Origin of the sequence: Streptomyces hirsutus, from assembly GCF_001418415.1 — a bacterium.
In the GTDB taxonomy this organism is placed as follows: domain Bacteria; phylum Actinomycetota; class Actinomycetes; order Streptomycetales; family Streptomycetaceae; genus Streptomyces; species Streptomyces hirsutus.
Map to the genome: position 1 here is coordinate 1 of NZ_LIQT01000154.1, position 22,846 is coordinate 22,846.

A 22,846-nucleotide genomic window follows, 5' to 3' on the forward strand; every position below is an offset into this window, starting at 1 on the left:
CACCCCAGCTACCCGGCGGCGAGCGATGAGCGCTTGGGACGCGTACCTCGCCACGAGCGGCCGGACGCCGGCGCAGTCGGCAGCCGACGTCGCGCCGCCGGGCGCGGCCGCAGATCCGGCTGCCGCACGGGCGGTGACGGTCGCCCAGCTGGAGGAGGAAGGGGCTCTGGGGCCGGGCCCGGTCCGTGACGCCCTGCTGGTGCTGCCTCGTGAGGTACTGATGTCGCAGGCTTATGTACGGCGCAGCGCCTCGGGCGAGACGCCGCCGCGGTGGGACCTGCTGGACTGGGCGGCGGTGCAGGACCGCCCCGAGCTGCTCGGGCTGCTGTATGGCGGCCAGTGTGCTCGTCCAGCACGACGGGGAACCGCTCCTGGGCCGGGCGCGCGGATCCCGGTCGGGGGCGTCCATCACGTCGATGTCCACCGTGATGGGCCTGACCGCCGAGCTGTTGGAGGAGTTGGATCTACGCCCTGGTCACCGGGTGCTGGACGTCGGCACGGGCGCGGGGGTGACCGCGGCGGTGGCCTGTCAGGTCTGCGGCGACCGCGGGTGGACGATTCCGCCGACTTCTTGCGGCTGATCGACCTCGAGCGCAGCGAGCCCGGGCCCGCCGTACGGGATCTGGTCCGCCTGTCCGACGCCTGGGCCGGCCGCCCTCTACGGACCCGTCGCACTGCCATGACGCCGCCTTCATTCACAAGCAAGGAGCGATCTGTGGGATACACCCGGACCGACTGGTCCGAGCACTACAACGACGGGCGCGACTTCCGGCGGCTCGGGGACGAGGAGAGGAACCTGCTCGTTGAGCACACACCGGCGCCCGAGGGCGGCCGTGCGCTCGACGCCTGCTGCGGCACCGGTGAGATGGCCGCGTACCTCGCCTCGCTCGGGTACACCGTCGACGGCGTCGACTTCGCCGAGGGGGCGCTGGAGCGTGCCCGTACGGAGCACGCCGGAGTGGAGGGGGTGCGCTGGCTGTGCCTGGACGTGGAGCACGACGACTTGGCCGGGCTTGCTGAGGACGGCTACGACCTGGTCGTCATTCGGCTGTCCATCGTCTTCATCCGTGATCGCGCCCGGGTGCTGCGTCGGCTGTCCGCGCGGCTACGCGAGGGCGGGACGCTCGTCGTCATCACGCCGGTCGCGGAGAACACCCCTGAAGAACGTCGCCACATCGCGCTGGACGAGAACGAACTCGACGCTCTCATCGACGGGTTCAGCACGTGCGAGCGGTTCGACGCGAAAGGTCTGGCAGTGCTGGTCCTGCGCGGCCCGGGCGGGTCGTTCAGCGCAGAGGAGAAGCTGCGGCCCGATCCGCAGGCTGTTTTCGGTGCCGCGGTGGTGGTCACCGACGCGTTCGGGCGGGTCCTGCTGGGCCGCTCGACCCGGGGCCTGTGGGAGCTGCCGGGCGGCCGGATCGAGAAGGGCGAAACCGCGCCGGCTGCCGCCGTGCGGGAGTTGGCCGAGGAGAGCGGGCTGACGGCGCGCGTTGAAGATGCTCATGTCGTTACCGTGATGCACGATGACCGGCTGGACGTGCACCGTGTCACCGCTGTCGTTCGCCTCACCAGTTGGGACGGTGAACTGGGTCTGCCCGAGCCGCACCATTTCTTGCGCTGGGAGTGGCACGACCTGAACACTTTGGCCACCCTGGGACGGATCTTCACGCCCAGCGCGCAGGCCTTGACCGCGGTGTGGCCCGGGGTGCTGCCGGGGCTGCCGCCTGTTCACTCCTACGCGTGTGCCACCACCGTCCCACCGGTGCCCGGTGAGCCGGCAGAGGCGGTCCGGCTGCGCGAGCGGATGGCGGGCATCGTGATCGGCAAGGGATGGGCGCCCTCCGCGCGGGTCCAGGCCGCGCTGCACGAGGTTCCCCGGCACCGGTTCGTTCCCGAGACCCTGTTGGAGACGGCCTACCACGACGACCTCGCCGTGGTAACGGTCCGGGAGTCGCCCGAGAGCGCCGTCAGCTCCGTCTCAGCAGCCTGGCTGCAGGCCGACATGGTTGAGCAACTCCGGTTGGAGCGGGGGATGACCGTGCTGGAAGTCGGATCGGGCGGCTACAACGCAGAGCTCCTCGCACACGTGCTCGGGGAGCGTGGCCGCGTGGTGACCGTGGACGTCGACCCGTATGTCGTGCACCGCACACAGCGACTGTGCGCGGAAGCCGGCAGCGGCCGGATCACCGCCGTTCTCGGCGACGGCGGCCTCGGCGCACCCCACCATGTCCCGGCCTGCGGATTCGACGGCATGGTGATCACGCACAACGCGTACGACATCGCCCCGGCCTGGCGTGAACAACTCGCCGAGGGGGCGCGGTTGGTCGTGCCGCTGGAGATGGGCGGCTACACCCGCTCCCTCACCCTGGTCCAGCGCGGCAACGTGCTGCACACCGAGAACTGGACGTACTGCGGGTTCGTACGGGACCGCGGCGCCGCGGCCCGCACCGCCCCCGCCGCCCGCCTGGCCGACGGTGCCGTCACCGTGTGGTGGGAAGACGGCGCTCCCGGCGACGTCACCGGGCTCGAAGAGGCTCTGCGGGGGCCCCGGCACGAGCTCCCTACCGGCCTCATCGTCCAAGGCGTTTTCAATTTCGAGACTTTGCAGATCTACGCCGCGACCACGCTGCATGGGTTCTGTCGTCTGGCCGTGCCGGAAGGGTCCATGCTCGTGGCGCAGCGGGACGCGGCCGCGATGGTGGCGGATAGCTCCCTCGCCTACCTGACCTACGTCAAGGTCAAGGACGCCCCGGATCCAGCCGACCGTCTCACCGAGTTCTTCATCCACGCTTACGGCCCAGCCGCCGAAGAGCTGGCGGAGCGCTTCGCCGAGTGCGTGCGCACCTGGGACCGGAAGGTGCGCGAGAGCGGCTACCCGCCGATGACCGTCCACCCGGCAGGCACTCCTGACGAGCAACTGCCGGCTGGTGACGTGCTCGACAAGCCGTCCGCCCGGCTCGTCTTCCAGTGGCCGGGCCGAACCCCTGCCGGTGCGCAGGATCTACTTGCGGCGGGCGGACAGCGTGCCTGACTTCGACGAGCTGATCCCCGCGAAACCCGGGCCGGACAAAGCTGACGAGGCCGTCACCGGCCGGCCGCCGATCTCGTTCTCGCTGCGCGCCCACCCCTCGTTCGCCGCGTACCTGACCGGGGAGGCGGCGAGTCTGCTGGGAACGTCGGCGCACGCCGTGGCGCTGCCCGCCCTCGCGGTTCTCGTTCTGCACGCGAACCCCGGTCAGGTCGCCACCCTCGCGGTCCTCTCCCAGGCCCCCGCGTTCGTGCTGGCCCTGGCGGCCGGGGCGTACGTCGACCAGCACCCGAAACGGCCGGTCCTGATCGGCTCCGACCTGGTTGCCGCGGCGGCCGTCGCCGCGATCCCTCTCACCGCGCTTGGCGGGATGCTGTCCTTCCCCGTGCTGTACGCCGTCGCGCTGATCGTGGGATCGGCGACGGTGCTCCACTTAGCGGCCGCGATCGCCGTGGTCCCTGAGTTGGTGCCCGCACCCCTGCTCCACGAGGCCAACTCCCGGGTCGGCAGTGCGTTCAGCCTCGCGGACACCCTAGGCGCTTACGCCGGCGCCGGGGTAGTGGCCTCACTCGGCGCGGTCCGCGCGTTCTGGCTGGACGCGCTGTCGTACGCCCTCTCCGCCTGGTGCGCGACACGCGTCCGCCTCGAGCACCGCGCCCGTCCCGCACAAGAGCGGGAGCGGCTGGGCCCGGCCATGTGGACGGGCCTGGTCTTCGTCGCGCGCACCCCCGTGGTCCGCCCACTGGTGCTGAGCCTGTCCCTGACCGGCGTCGGCGCAACCCTGATCGAGGTGTACCGCGCGTACTACCTGCTCACCGTGCTGGACGCGGGCGCGCTCGGGCTGGGCATCGTCACAGGCGTCTGCGGCATCGGAGGCGTCATCGGCGCGCTGAAGGCCCCGCGGCTCGCGAGGCGGTTCGGGCCGGGGCCGGTGATGCTGGCGGCCTTCGGGCTCTACCCGGTGTTGGGTGTCCCACTGCTCCTTGCCCGGCCCGGTCCCGGGTGGCTGGCGGTGCTCGCCCTCACCGGCGCCGTGCAGATGGCGGCCGCGACCTGTGCGGGAACGACGCAGCGTTCGGTACGCCAACAGCTGACGCCGGCCAAGTTGCAGGGGCGAGCTCAGCAGACCTCGACCTGGCTGGTCTCCGGCACCCGGCCATTCGCCTCGGCCGGCGCCGGTGTCCTGGCCGGCGCCTTCTCGGTCCCTACGGCGATGTGGACCGGCACCGCGATCCTGTGCCTACCGCCCCTCCTGCTGTTAGTGAGCCGGGTCGGCCGCCTGACGGCCATGCCCCTGGCCGTCGTTTCGCCCATCCAGGAGGCAGCGTGACGCCGCGAGTGGACGTGGTCGTGCTGACCATGAACGACCGCCCCAAGGAAGAAGCCTTCGCGCAAAAGACACTGCAGGCCCAGACCGGCGTCGAGGTGCGCGTGTGCGTGGTCGGCAACGGGTGCACCCCGCAGGTCGTGCCACCGGGCGCGATCACCGTCGCCCTGCCTGAGAACGCCGGCATTCCCGGCGGGCGCAACGCGGGCGTCGACGCGCTGCGCGAGGCCGGTGACCCGGCCGAGTACGTGTTCTTCCTGGACAATGACGCCTGCCTTCCGCGCCCTGACGTCCTCGTCCGGCTCGTCGCGTCGGCCGAGGAGCATCCAGACGCCGCGTACGTGCAGCCGCGGTTGACCGGCCCGGACGATACGACCACGCCGCGCCGCTGGGTGCCCCGGCTCCGTACGGGTGATCCGGAGCGGCCCGGGATCATCACATCCATGACCGAAGGCGTCGTCCTCATCCGCCGCCACGTCTTCGACGAGGCCGGCGGGTGGGAGGGCAGCTTCTTCCTCTACCACGAAGGCCTCGACCTGGCCTATCGGTTCTGGTCAGCGGGCTACACCGGCTGGTACGCGGCCAGCATCCGGATGCACCACCCGCTCACTGCCCCGATCCGTCACCCCCTCTTCCACCGGCTCTCCGCTCGCAACCGGATCTGGGTCGCCTACCGCAACTTCCCCACTCCGCTCATCCCCCTCTACCTCGGCACGTGGACTGTGATCACCCTCGCCCGGGCCCTACGCATGGGCGGTCTGCGCGAGACGCTGTCCGGTCTGCGCGAGGGCTGGGCCACCCGCCACGAACAGGTCCACCGGCCGATGGACTGGAGCACCATGCGCAGACTCACCGCCGCCGGACGCCCCCCGATCATCTGACCCGTCACGTCCTACCTGATTGTCTGTTCCGGTGAGCCGACCCGCCCCTGCCGCGCCTCGCTCTTTCAATTCCAGGAAAGGCCGCTCCGTTGAAGCCATCGGCTCTCCCCTCATTGATGGGGGTCTTCGCGCACCCGGATGACGAGTCCCTGCTCGCCGGAGGCGTACTCGTGCAGCATCACGTCTCTGGCGCTCGCACCGCGGTCGTCACCGCAACCTGGGCAGCGAACAGCCGCCGGGCACCCGAACTCGCCCATGCGCTGGCCATCCTGGGGGCCGGTGCACCTCGGCTGCTCGGCTACGCCGACGCCCGCAACCCGGAGTCCGCACACGAACAGCCCCGTCTCGTCGACGCGCCTCTCGACGAGGCCATCGGCCGGCTCGTCGCCCACATCCGCACGTTCAAGCCCGATCTGGTGGTCACCCACGACGCGCTGGGCCAGTTGACCGGCCACCCGGATCACCAACACACCCACCGGATCACCCTGCTCGCCGTCGAGGCGGCCGGCCTCGCCCACCTCTACCCCGAAGCGGGCGCCCCCTGGCAGCCCGTGGCGCTGTACGCGGCCACGCACCCGGAATCGGGTGTGGACGGACTCAGGCCGCTGCTTGAGGCCGTGGGGAAGGCCGTGCTCGCCGTGCCTGACTCCTACGTCACCACCACCGTCGACGTAAGCCTGTGGGCCGAGACGAAGTGGCGCGCGATCCTCGCGCATCGCAGCGAAGCCGCTCGTGAGCGCTCCCTACCCGGCCTCCTCGCCCGTCTCCCTGAGCAGGCGCGTCGCAGGATTATCGAGACCGAGTACTTCACCCGCCTCACGCCCGGCCCCGTCCCGGGTGACCGGCACCGGCTCACCGTCTGACCACGCCGCCGTGCTCCCTGCCCCCATGCTCCCGTTCCCGTTTTGGAGAGACATGACAACGAGCGAGGCCCCTGCCCCCGACGAGCTTCCGGGCTCTGCGTCGACCGATGAGGAGTACGGGGCCCAGCGCGCCTCGGCCGCGTTGTGGACCGGCGCCTCTGTGCTGATCACGAACCAGCACGGCGAGGTGCTGGTCCAGCACGTCGACTACCGCGACACCTGCCTCCTGCCGGGTGGCGCCGTCGACAAGAGCGAATCCCCCTCCCGCGCCGCCGCCCGAGAACTGCGCGAGGAACTCGGCGTCATGGCACGCGTCGACCGCGGCCTCGCCGTCGACTGGGTATCCCCGGGCAGCGTCAGCATCCCTGCCGCCATGCGGTTCCCCGACGAGATCCTCCACGTCTACGACGGCGGCACCTGGACCGACGAAAAGATCGCGTCCGTGCGGCTGCCCGACAGCGAGATCACCGGCATCGAGCTCGTCGAGCCCGCCCGTCTGCCTGCCCTGATGTCCCCCAGCGACGCCCGGCGTGCCCTGTCCGCGCTCCGTGCCCGCATCAACGCCGCCGGCGCCGTACTCCTCGAGAACGGCGCCCCGATCGCCCCCACCCTCCTCGACCACAGCCAAGTCCTGTGCACCGCACGCGTCGAGCGCCGCTGCACCTTCCACCCAGGCCAGAACCCACAGGGCCGGGCAGTACGCGGCTGGCAGGGATGGCTGTTCACGCCGGACGGCCGCGTCGTCATCCTCCTCCAGCCCAACACCGGGAACGTCCGCCTCCCCGCCGACCCCGTCCAGTCCCGGGAAGGCAACCCTGTGAATGCTCTGATCCACGGAGTGAGCCAAGAGACCGCCGTCCGGATCGGTGAACCGCTGCTCCACGGCCACCTCAACGACCCCGACACCTCGCACGCGTACGCCCGATACGCCGCCGCCATCACCGGCGTCGAACCCATGCCGACCGGCAGCAGCGCCCGCGCCTTGGCCACACCCGAACAGGCCCTGGAACTCCTCGGCTCAGACTCACCCGCAGGTGTCCAACTTGCCGCCGTCCACCAGGCACGCAAGCAACTCGGCATCCACAGGGCTGCACCCCAGCCCTTCATCGAACTCACCGCCCCCAGCACCGGGTAGACGCGTCCGCGTTCAAGCCTCAGCGGCTCCATGCGGACAAGGAATACGTCATGCCCCGTCTACGGAAATGACTGCGCGGGAAAGCACATTGGTGTGCGCATCGCCCGCGAGGGAGTCGAGTCCCGCGAACATCTCGGCCGCCACAGATGAGGGATCGAACGGACCATGTCTTGGCTATCGGGCTACCGGCGCATCAGCCCTCGCTACGAGGGAAACCCTCGCAACTACCTGGCCTTCCTCGGCCTCACCGCAGCCCTCTGCCGCTATAAACAACTCGTCCGTCTCACCGCATAGAAAACATTTCAAGTCGGAAGATTTGACGCCCACAGTCACTCTTGCGGGGGATGGTGAGGGTCCTCGTGGTGTGCCACGGTGGGTTCATACAACACCCGGCGCTCCTCTTTGCATTACCCCACGCTCTCCGCCCACAACAGGGTGGGCGGCAACGGGAGAGGAGCCCAGCATGCAAAGAGAAAACCGAACCCCAGTTCCCCGTGAGATGCTCAACCCTTGCGGGAGGGAGAAGGAGGAGAGTTGCCATGTAGAAGAGATCGCGTCGGCCGAGCCCGGCGACACCTCTACCAATGATGCAACCCGCAATAGGTCCAGGCGTCGATGGTTGAGTTTGAAGAACTCATACCGCACCACCAGTCGCGTCCTCGGCCCCGTTTTTTCAACACTCACCGTTGTTAACTACTTCTTCCCTGATTTCCGTGATGCGATCATCGAATTTTTGAAGATCTGCATGCACTTCGTTCTGGAAATTATTTAAGGGACAGCGTCGCCCCGGCCGTTGGGGCGACGCTACTTGCCTGTTAGGCCCAGGTGGGTCTCGGTCCGCCGAACTTCCGGTCGAGAGCGTGCCACCTGACGGCCCTCGACACGGACGCGGCACGAGGAGTGCGCCTTGCGCTGTCGTTCATAGACCTCCTCAGACCGCGTTTGAGGTCTGCCATCTCCTTTGGCGGAAGTGGTCGTTGAGCCTGCCGTGACCGGTATTGGGGGTATCCGCCGGACCTGACCGATGAGCAGTGGACGCTGGTGGAGTTGTTGCTCCCGCCGCCACGGGCTGGGCCGAAGGGTGGGCGACACGAGAAGCTGTGCCGTTCGGAAACTCATCGCTGCTGCTCGGAGTGGGGCCGGCGCGCCACGACGGCTTACCGAAACCCTGTCCGGGCGGTTGTCTCACTGATGTGCCAGGTGGCACGGAAGCTACTCGCGGTCCCGGCGGTGCCGCTGCGCCGGGACACGGCCAAAGACGCCGAACCGCTGGTGCCGCGGCATGAGAACGCGGTGCCGCACAGGCAGCTCACGAGCCCGGTGCGGTACCAGTGCGCGGACCGGCTGTGGTTCACGGCGCCGTCCCCGCTGATCCCCCGACTCCGGCGGGCTCAGGTGTTTTCGGTGACGCCCAAGACCTTGCCTGTGAGGCACCCCAGGCCGACCACCCAAAACGGGACCACTGCACGCACCCGAGCAAGCCCGGAAGGCCACCCACGACGCGCGGTGAAGAAGCTGGCACTGCGACCGGCCAAAAACAATCCGCGCCAAGGCCGCCGCCAAATCCAGGGAGAGCTTGCCCGCCCGGGCCACTCGGCCGGTGCGAGGACGGTCCAGGAGATCCAGACGGCGGCCGGCAGCGAACCAACCCCACGCCACGCCGGCCCGACATGGCGGGAGTCCCCGCCCGCGCAAGCCGAGAACATCATCGCCTGCGACTTCCTCCACCTCAACCTGGTCGACCTGCGCCGGGTGCACGCCCTGGTGTCCCTCGAACACAGCACACGCCGCCTGCGCATCACCGGGGTGACCGCTCATCCGACGGGATCCTGGACAGTGCGGCAGGCCCGCAATCTCGCCGTCGAGTCGGGCGTACGCATCGACTCGCCGCACCTCCTGGTCCGCGACCGGGACACGAAGTACACCGTGTCCTTCGACGCGGCCTTCGCCGCCGAGGGGATCGAGGTCGTCAGGACCGCGCCGCGGGCTCCTCGGATGAACACCCACCGCGAACGGGGCATCAAAACCCTGCCGCGCGAAGCCCTGGACCATCTGCTGATCCGGAACGAGACCCGTGCCCGGCACGTCCTTGACGCCTACGCCCGTCACCACCAACCGGCGACGATGTCGGGGCGCGCGGGCCGCAGGCCGAACTCCCACATCCTCATCGGCGGTGGACACTGACGGCATAGCCGCCGCCGTCGTAAGGGGCGGCGTCCCAGGTGGCGAAGCGGTCGACGAGGGTGAGGCCGGCTACGGCGCAGCAGTCGTCGTACGCTGACAGCGTGATGCTGGGCGGCACGGGCAGGTGGGCTTCGTCCAGGCCGAAGCCGGCGACCATCAGACCGCCCGGACGCAGGGCCGCGGCCAGGCGCTTGACCACCGTGGCCTCGGTGCCGACGGCGAGCAACGGGAAAACGTTGCCTGCGGCGACCACAAGATCGAAGTCCGCTGCGATGCCGAGCAGGTCCGGCTCGAACCCGGCCAGATCGGCCTGGAACCAGGGCAGTTCCGGCGCCTGCTGCTGTGCCACTGCCAGCATCGACGCGTCGAGATCCACCCCGACACAGTCGTACCCGAGCTCCGCAAGCCGGATCATGACCCGTCCGGTGCCGCACCCGGCGTCCAGCACCCGCGCTCCGGCAGGCACGAGAGCTGCGCAGAAGCGTGCCTCACCGTGCACTTCCTTCCCGCTACGGGCCAGGGCCGCGAACCGTGCAGCGTAGTCCTCCCCGGACGTCTCCCCGGTCAACTCTCTCCAACGGCTCATGAGGCCAACTATAGGTCGACCGTGTGCCACTCGAAGAAGTGCCCGAACTCGCGGCGCTGAAGGCAGCAGCAGCGGGAACATTCTGGCGGGCCACCTCGTTGCCTCTGGACCCGTCCACGTCGCCACCCCTGGGAGCACCGTGCCCGAAACCACGCACGCCACCTCCACCGTTCTCCCCGCACTTCCGGCTCTGAGCGCGCAGGCCGAGCGACTGATCGAACTGGGGGTGCACGAAATCATCGGGCTGTCCACCACCGAGCTTCGCACCTTCGCCGGTGCCACCGAAGCCCCCGCGGGCGGCGACGGCGCCCTGCTCGCCGTTCACCCAAACCAGGCCCCCGCCTCCGTCCTCGCGCCGCTGCTCAGCCGCGACGGCAAGCCGGGCTTCGTCGTCACCGACATGTCCGACGTCGATCTCTTCGCTCCGCTCGACACGGCCACGCTGCCCGACGCCCCGCTCTACCTCCTCACCGGCCTCGACCGCGGCGACCGGATGGCCAACTGGAGCCCGAACGAGGCACTGCCCGCCCTCACCGCAGAAGCCCGCACCCCGTTGCTGCTCACCGAGGGCATCCACTGGGTGCTACAGCAGCCCGCCGTCCTGGAGCGCAACCACTGCTTCATGACCATCGGCTCCCGGCTACGCAAAGCCCATGGCACGTTGGACGCCCGCACGCCGGCGATCTGGATCAGCAACGGCACCGGACGGGACGGCCGCGAGCGCCGCAACGCCCCCAAGGTGGGCTGGTGCTGGGCGGGCAACCGGCACACCTGGCTGGGCATCGCCTCCGCAACAGGCCGCCGGACCCAGGACCGGTAGGAAGTGGTGATCAGGCGGACGAAAACCACAGGGCCGGCTGACACCGAGTGCGATCTCCCGGCTTCATGTCAGCAGACCACCTGGGGATCTATCGCCTCATGACAGTGAAATCCGATGCCCGTGTCAGCGGCGGACCGTCATGTGCCTCCACGGTGACCAGCGAGAAGATGGCAGGCAGCGGCCGACGGTGACTGCCGGCCACCGGCACTGAAACGAAGCCGACACATCGCAGTCCGGGTCGTCGACCAGCTGCCCTCGCGCCACGACCGCTGCCCATGCAGTTCTCCGGGCCATACGGGCTCGACCACGGTCCGTCCACCTACCCTCAGCCGACCACGCTCCGGGGAGATTCAGCTCGGCCAGCGGGAGGGTCGGATGCTCAAGCGCAGGACCAGGCCGACATTCCCTGGAGACGGGCCAGGCGTTTGGCCACGGCGATCTGTTCCTTGCGGGTGGCCAGGTCCGCGCGCGGGGCGTACTGGAGCCCACCGGCCGCGGCCCAGCTCGACTGCGTGAACTGCAAACCGCCGTAGTGGCCGTTTCCGGTGTTCGCCTGCCAGTCGCCGCTGGATTCGCATGCGGCGATGGCGTCCCAGTCTGGCCCCGAGACGGTCGACGGGGAGGCCACCGCTTGGGTGGGCGTGCCGAGGGCAGCCGCGGTGGCCAGGACCATCAGGACGGTGCGGATCCGGCTGTCGTGAGCCCTGCGCCCGCTGCCCGCATGAGCGTTTCGTCTGCTAGTCATAGAGAGACTGTTACTCCACTCGACGGGGGGACGGCATGTCGGCTGCCGTTTCCTTGGGCCGGACGGACGGATACTGCACCCCTCCTGCTACTCGGAGTGAACCGATCCGGGATCGGTGGAGGCTCTATGCGTTGACTCCAGCCGCCGGTTGGGGCTGGTGTTGAGCGTGGTGGTTGGTCTCGTACTCGTGGGGCGGGATGTCGCCGGTCGCGCTGTGGAGCCGTTGGTCGTTGAACCAGTCGCCCCGTTCCGCGGTAGCGAGTTCGACGTCGGCCAGGCCGTGCCATGTCCGACGGGACCGAGATCAAGCTCGGCATCTGATACAGCAACACCAAGGCCAGGCGCCACAAACTCACCCAGGAGCAGTTGGACGCACTCGCGGCGCTGGGCATGGAAGGGGCATAACGGCGATCGCAGGGCGACCCGCCGGTGCTGACAGGTTGCCCCTGGTGGTGTCAAAAGCAGGCGGCCTCGTCAGTCCTGCCCCTTCGGAGGTGCCCACCGCATCACCTGCCGATGCGGGTAGTCGAAGGACTCGGGGCACAGGTGGACCTGCATGGTGTAGCCGCGGCCGACCAGCGGAGCCAACTCAGTGAATGGGGCGGCAATATCGATGGGACGGGGGCGGTACGGGACACAGAGGCGAGGCCAGCGCCCGGGCTCGACAGTGCCCGGGCCTACTAGGCACGGCCGGAACCTCGGCCGCGCCTTCCTCGCCCGGAGGCCACCTCCAGCGGTAACGCCGGGAATGGCCACTGCTGTCCACCGAGCGGAAAGAACGGCTGCCAAGCCGGGTCGGCCCGGGGCCGCAAAGCCGCGCGCTGGTGCCGACGGCTCTCGGCGCTGGTTTTCGAGGCGCATTTCCAGGTGAACTCAGCTGTCCAACCCGGCCTCCCGTTTACGCCGCCGCAGCACGTGATCGCTGAAGAGGTGCCGGATGCGGTCGAGCAACTCGCCCACCTCCGCGTCTCCGCGCCGCACTTCCGCCGACGAATGCCAGTGCCGCACGGACTGCCCCGCCCAGGCACGCAGCTTCACGTCCGGGTCCTCCAGCAGCCTGACCGCCGCTCGCAGCGCCGCGACCCCGCCGTGCGTGTCGAGGAGCCGGAACGCGGCGACCCGGACATGCCGCGGCCGCTCAGGCCCGGTGCGCTCCAGCAGCCAGTCGACGGGCAGCTGCTTCGCCGACGGCAGCAGGGCGGCGGTCGTCTCGCGGACGACCGCCGGGGCTGGGTCGTCGAGCAGTGGCCGCAGCCGTTCCGTGTCCGCGAGGTCCAGCGTCCGCAGCCCGGCGACCGCCCGTGCTCGCACCCCGGCCGCCGGGTGTGCGAGCAGCGGCCACAGCAGACCGGCGTCCGCGCGGTTTCCGCACTCGGCCAGCCCGATGACCGCACCGGGCGGCAGCCCGGGGTCATCCGGTGCCGCACACCGCTCCCGGTACCAGGACGCCGGATCGCCTCCGTGCTGCCGCACCACGTAGCGGGCGCAGGCACGTACCAGGGCGGAGCAGTCGACGAGGAACGGCTCCACCTGCTTCGGCTGTCCCGCCCGCCGCAGTGCGGTGACGCCGGCCGAACGGGTGCGTGGGCTGCGCGCGGTCAGCAGTGGTGTGAGCACCTCGTCGTAGGCTCCCTCCTCGTCCAGCAGGGATGTGAGTGCCGCGGTGGCGCACAGGTCCTGGACCACCGTGTCCTGGTCCCGGGCGGCCGCGTGGGCCAGCTCGGTGGGGCAAAGCAACCGGTGCTCGACGGCCAGCCGGTATCCGAACCGCCGCACGGTGCGGTCGGGGTGAGCGAAGAGGGCGGCGAGCCGCCCGCGGGGTGCCCGGCTCAGGGCCTCCTCGAGCAGCTCGATGCCGAAGGTGCCCCGGTCGCGGCGGCCGACGCGCAGGATCAGCGGCGCGAGGTCGACGGCGGTGCCCGCGTCCAGGGCCTCGCGCAGCAGCTTCCGGGCGCGCTCGCGCACCGGTTCGGCCCAGTCGGCGCAGCGGATCACGATCAGCGGCAGCAGAGCGGGGTAGCGCGCCGACCGGCGCACCGCCGCCTCGCGGATCCGCCCGTCCCGGTGGCACAAGGCGAGCGCGAGCCGGGACTCGCTCAGGTGCGTCAGCTCGGCGGGCAGCGGGGCGGTGTGCTCCCACTCCGGCAGGAGCTGCGACCGGTACCAGGCCACCTCCCGCACTCCCGCGTCCAGCACAAGCCAGTCACCGGGGCCGGCAACAACCAACGCGTCCCGCAGCGGCGCACCTCCCGCCAGGCGCACCGCCACCGCTGTCCCGCCCCTGAGGTCCTCACGCATCCCCGCCCCCGTTCACCCGGCCGTAGTGGGGGATCGTAGGGCGCGGGGTGCACGCGGGTCGCGTGAAATACCGCTGGTGAACCTGTCGTGGTACGCCTGGCCGCCCCGGAGACCTGTCGTTTCCCCCGCCCGCTGGCTCCCCGCGCTCCACTGGCGGCGGGAAAGCCCGGCAACACGGTGAGCGCAGCGACCGCTGCGCCGGGTGTGGGGAGGAAGGTGAGGGCAACTGGCTGTGCCACTCTCCATGGATGCCATTTTGAGATGACTGCGGGAGTCACTTGCGGGGCTTCCATACGATCATTGTCGATGAGAATTGATGTCACTCAGGAGCTGCTGATGGACCAGCCGCTGCTCGGAAAGCATGTGATGAGTCCAAGCCGCTGGTGATCGACTTCGCGAGCCGTGGGACCATCCTCGGTGAACTCGAAGGAGAAGTCAGTGCAGTTACGCAATGTACTGCCGGACGATATCGATGCCTATGTCCGCATGCGGTGCGATCCCGTCATGATGGCCAACCTCGGCGGGCCTCTGCCGCGTGAGGGGATGGCAGACACGGTCCGTCGGGATTCCCAGCAGGCAGCAGCCGACCTTGCGTGGGTCAAGATGATCGTTCCCGATCCGGTTGCCCCCGCCGTGGTGGCAGGGACGGTGACCATCCGGTTCCGTGACATCGGTGAGGGATTGATCTCCGAGATCGGCTGGATGGTTCTGCCCGAATTCCAGGGGCAAGGGGTGGGCAAGCGTGCGGTCCGCGCGCTCCTGGAGCAGGCCCGGGATCAAGACCGCTGGGGAGTCGTGCATGCCTTCCCGGCAACGGACAACACAGCGTCGAACGGCATCTGCCGTTCTGTCGGCTTCCGGTTCCTCTCAGAGGTCGACGTGACCTTCGCAGGCCGGGTTTTCAGGACCAATCACTGGGCCATAGACCCGGGGACGGATCTGACCTGATGACGCCGGCTTCAAGGCCCTGTTCGGTTTCCGGCAGGGTCAGCCGACCGCAGTGTGCTGCGCCCGTGCCTTGGTGGGGGCGAGTCGGTAGGACTCGGTGCCGGTCTGGGCCGGTCTGGATGATCGCGCCGTTGAAGGACTCGTTGGAGGCGATGGCGACGCTGTTCTTCTCCTCGCGTTCGGTCAGCACCTGGAACAGCAGCTCAGCACCCCGCCGGTCCAGTTCCATAGAGCCGAGTCCGTCGATGCAGAGGAGGTCGACGCGTCCGTAGCGGGCGATCGTCTTCGACAGTTGTTTCTCGTCCGCGGCCTCGACCAGCTCGTCGCCGGGGTCGAGGATTACGGTGACTGGGGGTGGGTTGTCGCAGCTGAGCGTGGTCAGACCGGCTGCCGGGTGAACAGTTTGCTGTAGAGGTCCAGCGCAGCAGTTCCTCATCCACCCGTTTGCGGCCGGTTTCCCTCAGGCCGGTGGTGAGGTGGTGGGTGATCTTCGCCCAGGCCCGGAAGTTTCCGTGCGCGGCATCCTGGTCGCAGACCGCGATGAGATCGGGGTCCACCTCCGCCCACACGGGAGGGAAAGCGGGAATGACGGTGAGGACCTCGTCCAAGGGCGTGCGGCCGACCTCCTGCCGGGCGTGGACCCGGGATTCGAGCATCGGCTCGCTCTGCAGCATCTCGCAGCAGCCGTTGCCGCCGGTGAACACGATGGTGAGGTCGGATGCGGTGCCGTCTCAGAGGTGGCGCGGGTATTCGAAGCACAGCTTCGACAGCCACTGCGCCTCGTCACACACCAGCACGCGCGGCTCCTCCAGCGCTCCAAGCAGCATGCGGTCGAACCCGATCGCGTGCGACGGCAGTCGGCCCGGCAGGCCGAGGGCGTGGAAGAGTTCATGGCGCAGGTCCCGGGTGGAGGGGCGGGCGCGGAACTGGATCCGGCGGGTCAGCGCCGGACGGTCTCGTGGGAGAGGAGCACACCGCGCCCGGGCATCAGCTCCTCGACCTCGCGGAACGACAACGGGAAGCGGAAGCACAGCCACGCACAGCGCGCGATGATCTCCACCGGGTACCGGTGCCCCTGGTACGACGGCGGCGCGCTGCCCACGGGCGTCCCCTCCCGGCATGACCAACCAGAAGATCATCCCACCTGTTCAGTCGACGTGACAGTGCCATGTCGAGGCTTCTGCCGCTACCTGGCCATTTTCAACTTATTGCCCCGGAACGCCATCCAAGTCCCGCCCTGAGACGTATCCCATGTGTAGCAAGTTTCAGGAGGAACGCAATGGCTATCTTCAGCAATCTGATTCCTGCCAATCGCCGGGACCGCAACAACGACACGTCGCGCCGCGACGACTTCTCGGGGCATGGTCACGGGCACGACCACGGGCACGGCGATCGCCACGGACACGGCGACCGCGACGGGCACGGCGACCGCCACGGGCACGGCTACGGCCACTAGTGACCACACCACGGAGACTGAGCGGACCGGAGACCGGAAGGTCCTGGTCCGCTCCGTCCGTCCGTCCCTCCACGAGGAACGCATGCCATGGTGCATGTCCTGCGGCGTCTGCTGTCGGTGGGTGAGGCTTCCGATGTGGTGGCGGCCGCGCCCCCGGTGTCTCCGCGCGAGGTGTTCCGGCGGTTCTGGCCCTATACCCGCGGCGGTCGGCGCTGGTTCGCTCCCGTCGTTCTCTTCAGCCTGATCGGCCCCGCCCTCGACGCCACGGAGATCTGGCTCTTCAAGATCGTGGTGGACGATGTGCTCGTTCCCCGCGACGTCGGACCGCTCCTGTGGATCGCCCCGACCTATCTGGGGCTCATCATCGGCTCCGGCATTCTGGGGTTCGCCGACGACGTGACGTCCACGTGGGTCAGCGAACGCTTCCTGCTGACGCTTCGCTCCGATGTGTTCCGGCACGTCCAGGGCCTGTCGCTCGGATTCTTCGAACGCCGACGGCTCGGGGACGTGTTGTCGCGTGTGACGGGCGATGTCGACGCGGTCGAGACGTTCCTGCTCTCGGGAGTGGCGGACGCCCTCTACTACGTGATCCGCCTGGGTGTCTTCCTCGGTCTGCTGTTCTATCTGCAGTGGGATCTGACCCTCCTCGCCCTCGTCATCGTGCCGCTGTTCTGGGGCGCCGCCCGGCGCTTCTCGCGGCTGATCAAGGAGGCGTCCCGGGAGCGCAGGCGCCGCAGCGGTTCGATCAGCGCGATCGCCGAGGAGTCGCTGGGCAACGTCGCCCTGGTACAGGCGTACAACCGGCAGAGGTGGGAAGAGCGCCGGTTCGAGCGTGAGAACGTCGGCAGGTTCCGGGCCACGATGGCCTCGACGCGGATCCGCGCCGTCTACGGATCCGTCGTCGAGGTCATCGAGGTGTCCGGCGTCCTCGCGGTCATGGGCCTGGGCACCTGGAAGCTGGCCCAGGAACAGCTCACGCTGGGCGGACTGCTGGTCTTCCTGGCGCTGATCGGCAGCCTCTACAGTCCGGTCCGCGGTCTGTCCCACCTCGGCACCACCTTCTACGCGGCGTCCGCCTCGGCCGAACGGATCATCGAGTTGCTGGACCAGCGGCCGCAGGTCGTCGAGGCCGCCGGCGCCCGCCGGATCGGCCGTGCGCGGGGTGACATGGAGTTCGACGGCGTCTCCTTCCGCTATCCCGGTACACCGTCCTGGGCACTGTCGGACGTGTCGTTCCACGTGGCAGCCGGAGAGACGCTGGCGCTGGTCGGGGCCAGCGGGGCCGGCAAGTCGACGGTCGCGAAGCTGCAGCTGCGCTTCTACGACCCCGACCGGGGCGCGGTCCGCCTCGACGGGACGGATCTGCGGGACCTGCGCCTGTCCGACCTGCGGGAGAGCGTCGCGGTGGTCCTGCAGGAGACGCTCGTCTTCCACGGCACCGTGCGGGACAACATCGCCTACGGCCGGCCGGAGGCGACGCAGGCGGACATCGTCGCGGCGGCGCGCGCCGCGGACGCGCACGAGTTCATCGAACTGCTCCCGGAGGGCTACGACACGATGGTCGGCCAGCGCGGCCGGACGCTCTCCGGCGGGCAGCGCCAGCGCCTGGCGATCGCCCGCGCGATGATCAGGGACGCGCCCGTGCTCCTCCTCGACGAACCGACCACCGGCCTCGATGTGCGGTCCGGCCGACGGATCATGGACCCGCTGCGCCGGCTCATGGCCGGGCGGACGACCGTCGTCATCTCCCACAACCTGCTGACCGTCCGAGACGCCACGCGCATCGTGGTTCTCGACCAGGGCAGGATTGTCGAGTGCGGCGCCCACGACGACCTGCTCGAGCGCGGCGGGACGTACGCCCGGCTGCACCGGCTGAACGCCCTGGTCGGTGCCGCACCAGCCGGGTCCTCGGCCCCCGGGACGGTGCTGCCGTGAGTGTCCCGGCGGTGCGGGCCGCCCCGCCCCTGGCACCCGGCACGAGACCGGTCCCGGGCTACGAGGTCCTGGCGCATCTGGCGCGCACCGGCTGGCTCGACGTCTACGACGTCTGGAGCGAGGAACGGGACTGCCGCTGTGTGATCAAGGCCGTGCGCCCCGACCGCCGGGACCAGGAGCAGCTGCGCGACCAGCTGCTGCGTGAGGGGCGGTGGCTGGGAGCCTTCACCCATCCGCACCTGGTCCGCGCGTACGAGACGTTCGAGTCGCCGGTGCCGCTCGTCGTGCTGGAGACGCTGACCGGCGAAACGCTGTCCCACCTCCTCCACCGGTTGCGGCGCCGGCCGTCCGCCGCCGACGTGGCGCTTCTCGGGGTGCAGCTGTGTTCCGCGATCCACTACCTCCACGGTCAGGGTCTGCTGCACCTGGACCTCAAGCCGTCGAACGTGGTGGTGGACTGCGGTCACGCGAAGGTGCTGGACCTGAGCATCGCGCGGCCGCCCGGGCCCGCGCCCGCGGGGGTGGGCACATTCTGCTACCTCGCTCCCGAGCAGGCCCGCGGCGGCCCGCTGTCGGCAGCCGCGGACGTATGGGGCATCGGCATCACGTTGTACGAGGTCGCCGCCGGGGACGTGCCGTTCGGCCGCGGGGATTCCCGCGAGGTTCCTCCCCGTGGGGAGAAAGGGAACGAGCCCTGCGACGGCAGCGTCACGGGCGGCCGGGACGACTGGTATCCGCAGCTGGAAGGCACCGCCCCGCCGGTCGGCTCGCGGCGGCGTCTGCCCGGGGGGCTCGCGGCGGCCGTCGACGGCTGCCTTCAGATCGATCCGTCGTCCCGGCCCTCGGTTGCCGAACTGGCCGCCTCACTCGACGCGACGCTGCCCGGTCCGGGGCGCCGCACCGCCCGCCCCTGAGGCCGTGGCGGGGCGCCGATTTCACGCGCTTCAACCGGTCTCGAAGTCGCCGGTGGCGAGGACGGTGCCGTCGGAGGCGGTCAGGCGGGCGCCGGAGAGCGCCGCGGGGTCGACCGAGGCCGCCGCGCCCCAGTCACCACGTCCGTTGCTCAGGGTGAAGGTGCCCACGCGGATCGTGGTGCCGTCCGTGCGCTCCAGGAGGCAGACCACCTTGCCGCTGTACGGAGTGCCGACGGCGGCAAGGTCGACGGTCATGTAGATCCAACCGGGTTTCCCCGGGTCTCCTGGGTGGGCGTAGATGTCGCCGGCCGACGGCCCGAGGCCCGAGGCCGAGGTCAGCTCTCCCTCCATCAAAGGCGTCTGGATCTCCACGGCAGGAGAGCTCGAGGCCGTGACACTCTCGATGGCGGTGCCGACCGCCCAGCCGGTGAACCCGCATGCGAGTGCGAACGCGGCCGCGGCGGATGCGACCCACAGCCGGACACGGCGTGCGCGACTGCGGACCGCCTTGTGCGCAAGGTCGGACGCCCGCGTGTGGGGCTCCCCCTCGTGCGCCGTCACGTCCTGGGGCAACCTGCGCGCCACCCTGGTCTCGAACCCGAGCGGCGGCTCGCTGCCCGGCACCAGCCCGATCAGTCCGTCTCCCACCAGGGTCATGTGCTCGATGTACTCCCGACAGGCCGCGCACCGGTCCAGATGCGCGGCCGCCGCCGCCCGCTCACGGCCGGGCAGCACACCCAGTGCCATCTCGGCGCCGATCTCCCGCAACTTCTCGCAGGTCACGTCACTGACCATGGTCCCCTCGATCCGGAGAGGCGAGTGTGTTCCGCAGCTTGCCCATCGCTGTCCTGATCCGCGTCTTTGCGGTACCCAGCGGGATCTTCTCCCAGTCGGCGATCTGCTGGGCCGTCATTCCGTAGATGCCCGCCATCACCAGGGCACGACCCTGCTCCCGCGGCAGCTGCGCCACGGCGGCCCGCAGCTGGGACGAGGCCTCGTCGGCCAGAGCCCACTGCTCGGGGGTCTCGGTCACGACATCGAGGAGCGCGTCGAGGTCCTCGGGTGCCACCGGCTCCGTCCGCCGCGCACGGACGGCGTCGATGGCGAGATTGTGCGCGATGGTCGTCAGCCAGGTCGTCACCGACCCGCGGCGCGAGTCGTAGATCTGCGCATGACGCCACGCACGCTCGAATGTCTGCTGGGCGATGTCCTCGGCGAGTTGCCGATCTCCGGTGACGGCGATGGCGACACCGAAGACCGCGCGCTGGAACCTCCGTACGAAGGTGACCGCGAGCTCCGGATCACCGGTGGCCAGCCCGGACAGCAGAGCCTCGTCCGGGAGACGGCTAACGGGAACCGGAAGCTCGGCACACTTATATATACGGTCCGCCCCCACCAAGGGATTGCCCGGCCGCTACGGAAGATCACATTCCCATTCTGCACCGGTTTCCCCGGCTGCACGAACTGCTCGCAGCGCGGTCAGTGACCGTTCTGTGCCAGCCGCGGCAAGTGATCCGCCAAGGCCTGACCCCCGGTCGGATCCCGAGCATTGCTGCAGGTCCGACTTGCCCCCAATGACCGTAGAAGCGCGGGACGAAGCCCCCCACGACCGAGGCGTGATCACGAGTCCACCGGGCTGGCTGCTGTCGCAACTTCCGCACGTCACGCGCTGCCCAGACTGCGGATATACCTTCCATGGGCGTCGCACCGGCACGCAGGCCGCTCGCCCTGCCGGGCGCGCAGGGAGGGCCGCACGACGGCCCGGTGCCGCGACTGCGGCCAAGACCGCGAGCTCACCGCCACCTGGCAGCACATCAAAGCCATCACCGCCCGCCACGGCGACCGCGACGCCCACGAAGCCGACCTCGCCGACGCCCTCGACCAGCTCATGCGCCGTGCCCACGCCGGCACCGCCACCCCGGGCGAGCAGCGTCTCTTCACCCGCACCACACCGCTGAAAACGCCCCCGGCGGCGGCCGGCACCCGCTCTCTCCATCAGCCAACGTGACAGCGCCCTTCCACGCGACCGCACTTCCTTCCCGGGGCGAACCTGCAGGTGAACGGTCGCCCTCAACGCGATGTCGGCATTATCGGCACCTTCAACGGCCGCATCCTTGCCGGAGAAGTCGAAACCAGCCCCGCCGACTTCACTCAGGAGCACATCACCCACGACATCTCCACCAACGCCGGCATCGGAGCCGACATCCACCTGATGGCAGCCATCCATCCGATCAGCGCAGCAAACCGAGAAATCGCCGAAACTCAAGGCAACAGCCACGACATGGAGCTCCGTGCGCCCACCTCTCCAAATTTGCAATAGCTACCACTGTAGTCATGGAGAAGACCAAGGACCTGCCTGCTCCGCCCTCTGGGCACGAGTACGGGAGACCCTCATTCCCGCCCATACCGGCCTGTCCCGGCTGGGTGTCAAGCCCGCCCTGGAGCCGCTTCAAGCGCCGACGGCCCCGCGTGCGACAAAGAGCCCCAGCAAGGCGCGGCAGGTGTACCAGCGCGGCCTGACAAGCCCTCGCCCAGCGGGTGGAGCGGAGTGGCCGCCGGTTCCGGCACTCCGTCGACCGCCTGGGCTGCACGGCGCCCCTGTCCGCCAGCCCTGTGCGATCCGTTCGGCAGGCCGTTCACCCAGGACTGCCACCGGCGGGGGTCCTCACGCGTGCCCATGGCACGCGGCGGCAGGCCCCCGGAGGCCGGGTACCGGACCGTCCGCCACAAACGGTCTTGACCTGGAGCGCGCTCCAGATTCGAGGATGAGCGGCATGTACACCACCAACCCCCAGATCGTCCTCGGGACGATGGACTTCGGCACCCGCGTCGCCCCTGAGCGGGCCTTCGCGATCCTCGACTCCTTCGTCGCCGGCGGCGGTGTTTGGCTCGACACCGCGAACTGCTACTCCTTCTGGAGCGACCCCAGTGGTGTCGGCGGCTCCAGCGAGCGCCTCATCGGCGCGTGGCTCCGGGCCCGCCCGGGCGCGCGCGACGCGGTGCGGATCGCGACAAAGGTCCGGCAGAACCCGCTCGTCCCGCACTCCTGGCCGGAAAGCGCCGAAGGACTCTCCGCCCGTGCCGTCCGCACCGGTGCGGAGGAGAGCCTGGGGCGTCTCGGGGTCGATCACGTCGATCTGCTCTGGGCCCACGCCGAGGACCGTACCGTGCCGCTGGAGGAGACGGTCGGCGCCTTCGGCGAGCTGGTCGCGAAGGGAGTGGCCCTGCGGGTCGGGGCGGCGAACCATGCCGCCTGGCGCGTCGAGCGCGCCCGGTCGCTCGCGCGAAAGCAGGGCGTGGAACCGTGGACGGCCCTGCAGCTGCGCCACTCACTCCTCCAGCCGCGCCCGTTCACCCCCCTCTCGGAGGCCGGCCACCGCATGCTCACCGCCGAGGACCTGGACCTCGCGCGGTCGGAGGGGCTCGCCGTGTGGTCGTACAGCTCGCTGATGTGGGGTTCCTACGTACGCGCGGACAAGCCGCTTCCGCCAACCTATGATCATCCCGGGACCCCCCGGGTGCTCACGGTCCTGGACGATGTCGCCGGCGAGCTCTCGGCCACGAGGAACCAGGTCGTCCTCGCATGGTTGATGCTGCAGGGAATCGATCCCATCGTCGGCGCGAGCCGGGTGGAACAGATCGAGGAGGCACTCGCCGCACGCCATGTGCGGCTCGGCGACAAGCACCTGGCGCGCTTCGCCGAAGCGCGGTAGCGGCGGTCACAAA

At 69.7% G+C, this 22,846-nt stretch carries 19 protein-coding genes and 3 pseudogenes; 15 read left to right on the forward strand and 7 right to left on the reverse strand.

The genetic code is table 11. The annotated features are described in order from the left end of the window. Positions 1-329: 329 nt before the first annotated feature. The 8 genes and pseudogenes from AOK11_RS44770 to AOK11_RS12240 all read left to right on the forward strand — a co-directional run bounded on the left by AOK11_RS44770 (position 330) and on the right by AOK11_RS12240 (position 9,418). Positions 330-581, forward strand: coding sequence for a hypothetical protein (locus tag AOK11_RS44770; RefSeq protein ID WP_240497312.1), 252 nt, complete (start codon positions 330-332; stop codon positions 579-581). A gap of 134 nt (positions 582-715) precedes the next feature. Continuing rightward, a complete protein-coding gene (gene fxlM, locus AOK11_RS12215; RefSeq protein ID WP_240497313.1) occupies positions 716-3,031 on the forward strand; it encodes a methyltransferase, FxLD system in 2,316 nt (771 codons plus the stop codon). Then, a complete protein-coding gene (locus tag AOK11_RS12220; protein WP_240497314.1) occupies positions 3,024-4,358 on the forward strand; it encodes an MFS transporter in 1,335 nt (444 codons plus the stop codon). The genes fxlM and AOK11_RS12220 overlap by 8 nt, the downstream gene beginning before the upstream one ends. Further along, entirely contained in the window at positions 4,355-5,236 is an 882-nt protein-coding gene (locus AOK11_RS12225; protein WP_338058923.1) for a glycosyltransferase family 2 protein, read from the forward strand. The genes AOK11_RS12220 and AOK11_RS12225 overlap by 4 nt, the downstream gene beginning before the upstream one ends. 116 nt (positions 5,237-5,352) lie before the next feature. Then, on the forward strand, positions 5,353-6,099 hold the full coding sequence (locus AOK11_RS12230; RefSeq protein WP_055593700.1) for a PIG-L deacetylase family protein: 747 nt from the start codon (positions 5,353-5,355) through the stop codon (positions 6,097-6,099). A gap of 52 nt (positions 6,100-6,151) precedes the next feature. Continuing rightward, positions 6,152-7,234 carry an NUDIX domain-containing protein gene (locus AOK11_RS12235; RefSeq protein ID WP_055593701.1) on the forward strand — a complete coding sequence of 361 codons (1,083 nt, stop codon included), beginning with the start codon at positions 6,152-6,154 and terminating at the stop codon, positions 7,232-7,234. A gap of 8 nt (positions 7,235-7,242) precedes the next feature. Further along, a pseudogene (locus AOK11_RS43920) lies at positions 7,243-7,528 on the forward strand (transposase); the annotation flags it as partial. A gap of 1,212 nt (positions 7,529-8,740) precedes the next feature. Next, positions 8,741-9,418: a hypothetical protein gene (locus AOK11_RS12240; RefSeq protein ID WP_055593702.1), complete on the forward strand. Its 678-nt coding sequence runs from the start codon at positions 8,741-8,743 to the stop codon at positions 9,416-9,418. Here the strand turns inward: AOK11_RS12240 and AOK11_RS12245 are convergent. Further along, entirely contained in the window at positions 9,399-10,004 is a 606-nt protein-coding gene (locus AOK11_RS12245; protein WP_055593703.1) for a class I SAM-dependent methyltransferase, read from the reverse strand. The two genes, AOK11_RS12240 and AOK11_RS12245, sit on opposite strands and share 20 nt — an antisense overlap. A 139-nt stretch (positions 10,005-10,143) precedes the next feature. Between AOK11_RS12245 and AOK11_RS12250 the strand changes: the two genes are divergently transcribed. Next, on the forward strand, positions 10,144-10,824 hold the full coding sequence (locus AOK11_RS12250) for a DUF5701 family protein (RefSeq protein ID WP_055593704.1): 681 nt from the start codon (positions 10,144-10,146) through the stop codon (positions 10,822-10,824). Between the two features lie 379 nt (positions 10,825-11,203). On the opposite strand, the gene AOK11_RS12255 is transcribed toward AOK11_RS12250, so the two are convergent. After that, a complete protein-coding gene (locus AOK11_RS12255) occupies positions 11,204-11,569 on the reverse strand; it encodes a transglycosylase family protein (protein WP_055593705.1) in 366 nt (121 codons plus the stop codon). A gap of 873 nt (positions 11,570-12,442) precedes the next feature. Beyond that, a complete protein-coding gene (locus AOK11_RS12260; protein ID WP_240497315.1) occupies positions 12,443-13,867 on the reverse strand; it encodes a hypothetical protein in 1,425 nt (474 codons plus the stop codon). 438 nt (positions 13,868-14,305) lie between these two features. Between AOK11_RS12260 and AOK11_RS12265 the strand changes: the two genes are divergently transcribed. Further along, complete coding sequence (locus AOK11_RS12265; protein WP_055593706.1) at positions 14,306-14,815, forward strand: GNAT family N-acetyltransferase; 510 nt, start codon at positions 14,306-14,308, stop codon at positions 14,813-14,815. A 39-nt stretch (positions 14,816-14,854) separates the two neighbouring features. Here the strand turns inward: AOK11_RS12265 and AOK11_RS46170 are convergent. Beyond that, positions 14,855-15,140 (reverse strand): annotated as a pseudogene (locus tag AOK11_RS46170) (ATP-binding protein); the annotation flags it as partial. 618 nt (positions 15,141-15,758) lie between these two features. Next, positions 15,759-15,917 (reverse strand): annotated as a pseudogene (locus AOK11_RS12275) (IS6 family transposase); the annotation flags it as partial. Between the two features lie 177 nt (positions 15,918-16,094). Between AOK11_RS12275 and AOK11_RS43925 the strand changes: the two are divergent. The 3 genes from AOK11_RS43925 to AOK11_RS12285 all read left to right on the forward strand — a co-directional run bounded on the left by AOK11_RS43925 (position 16,095) and on the right by AOK11_RS12285 (position 19,120). Continuing rightward, positions 16,095-16,271, forward strand: coding sequence for a hypothetical protein (locus AOK11_RS43925; protein ID WP_157869334.1), 177 nt, complete (start codon positions 16,095-16,097; stop codon positions 16,269-16,271). Between the two features lie 87 nt (positions 16,272-16,358). Further along, positions 16,359-18,206, forward strand: a complete 1,848-nt coding sequence (locus tag AOK11_RS12280) for an ABC transporter ATP-binding protein (RefSeq protein ID WP_055593708.1) — start codon at positions 16,359-16,361, stop codon at positions 18,204-18,206. Next, positions 18,203-19,120, forward strand: a complete 918-nt coding sequence (locus AOK11_RS12285) for a serine/threonine-protein kinase (RefSeq protein WP_055593709.1) — start codon at positions 18,203-18,205, stop codon at positions 19,118-19,120. The genes AOK11_RS12280 and AOK11_RS12285 overlap by 4 nt, the downstream gene beginning before the upstream one ends. 30 nt (positions 19,121-19,150) lie before the next feature. On the opposite strand, the gene AOK11_RS12290 is transcribed toward AOK11_RS12285, so the two are convergent. Together AOK11_RS12290 and AOK11_RS12295 are read right to left on the reverse strand one after the other, a co-directional pair. Next, entirely contained in the window at positions 19,151-19,915 is a 765-nt protein-coding gene (locus AOK11_RS12290; protein WP_055593710.1) for an anti-sigma factor family protein, read from the reverse strand. Continuing rightward, on the reverse strand, positions 19,905-20,516 hold the full coding sequence (locus AOK11_RS12295; RefSeq protein ID WP_240497316.1) for an RNA polymerase sigma factor: 612 nt from the start codon (positions 20,514-20,516) through the stop codon (positions 19,905-19,907). The genes AOK11_RS12290 and AOK11_RS12295 overlap by 11 nt, the downstream gene beginning before the upstream one ends. Before the next feature lie 660 nt (positions 20,517-21,176). On the opposite strand from AOK11_RS12295, the gene AOK11_RS42765 reads away from it, so the two are divergent. Both AOK11_RS42765 and AOK11_RS12300 read left to right on the forward strand, forming a co-directional pair. After that, positions 21,177-21,440 carry a hypothetical protein gene (locus AOK11_RS42765; RefSeq protein ID WP_157869335.1) on the forward strand — a complete coding sequence of 88 codons (264 nt, stop codon included), beginning with the start codon at positions 21,177-21,179 and terminating at the stop codon, positions 21,438-21,440. A 454-nt stretch (positions 21,441-21,894) separates the two neighbouring features. Continuing rightward, the gene (locus AOK11_RS12300) at positions 21,895-22,833 is read left to right on the forward strand and encodes an aldo/keto reductase (RefSeq protein ID WP_055593711.1); all 939 of its coding nucleotides are present in this window, start codon (positions 21,895-21,897) and stop codon (positions 22,831-22,833) included. The last annotated feature ends 13 nt before the right edge of the window (positions 22,834-22,846 follow it).

What these genes read in the sequence shown, in the direction of transcription:
- AOK11_RS44770 (WP_240497312.1), top strand. Translation starts at nt 330, where the DNA reads ATGGCGGCCAGTGTGCTCGTCCAGCACGACGGGGAACCGCTCCTGGGC.
- AOK11_RS12230 (WP_055593700.1), top strand. Translation starts at nt 5,353, where the DNA reads ATGGGGGTCTTCGCGCACCCGGATGACGAGTCCCTGCTCGCCGGAGGC.
- AOK11_RS12235 (WP_055593701.1), top strand. Translation starts at nt 6,152, where the DNA reads ATGACAACGAGCGAGGCCCCTGCCCCCGACGAGCTTCCGGGCTCTGCG.
- AOK11_RS12245 (WP_055593703.1), bottom strand. Translation starts at nt 10,004, where the DNA reads ATGAGCCGTTGGAGAGAGTTGACCGGGGAGACGTCCGGGGAGGACTAC.
- AOK11_RS12255 (WP_055593705.1), bottom strand. Translation starts at nt 11,569, where the DNA reads ATGACTAGCAGACGAAACGCTCATGCGGGCAGCGGGCGCAGGGCTCAC.
- AOK11_RS12260 (WP_240497315.1), bottom strand. Translation starts at nt 13,867, where the DNA reads ATGCGTGAGGACCTCAGGGGCGGGACAGCGGTGGCGGTGCGCCTGGCG.
- AOK11_RS43925 (WP_157869334.1), top strand. Translation starts at nt 16,095, where the DNA reads ATGGCTATCTTCAGCAATCTGATTCCTGCCAATCGCCGGGACCGCAAC.
- AOK11_RS12280 (WP_055593708.1), top strand. Translation starts at nt 16,359, where the DNA reads ATGGTGCATGTCCTGCGGCGTCTGCTGTCGGTGGGTGAGGCTTCCGAT.
- AOK11_RS12290 (WP_055593710.1), bottom strand. Translation starts at nt 19,915, where the DNA reads ATGGTCAGTGACGTGACCTGCGAGAAGTTGCGGGAGATCGGCGCCGAG.
- AOK11_RS12300 (WP_055593711.1), top strand. Translation starts at nt 21,895, where the DNA reads ATGTACACCACCAACCCCCAGATCGTCCTCGGGACGATGGACTTCGGC.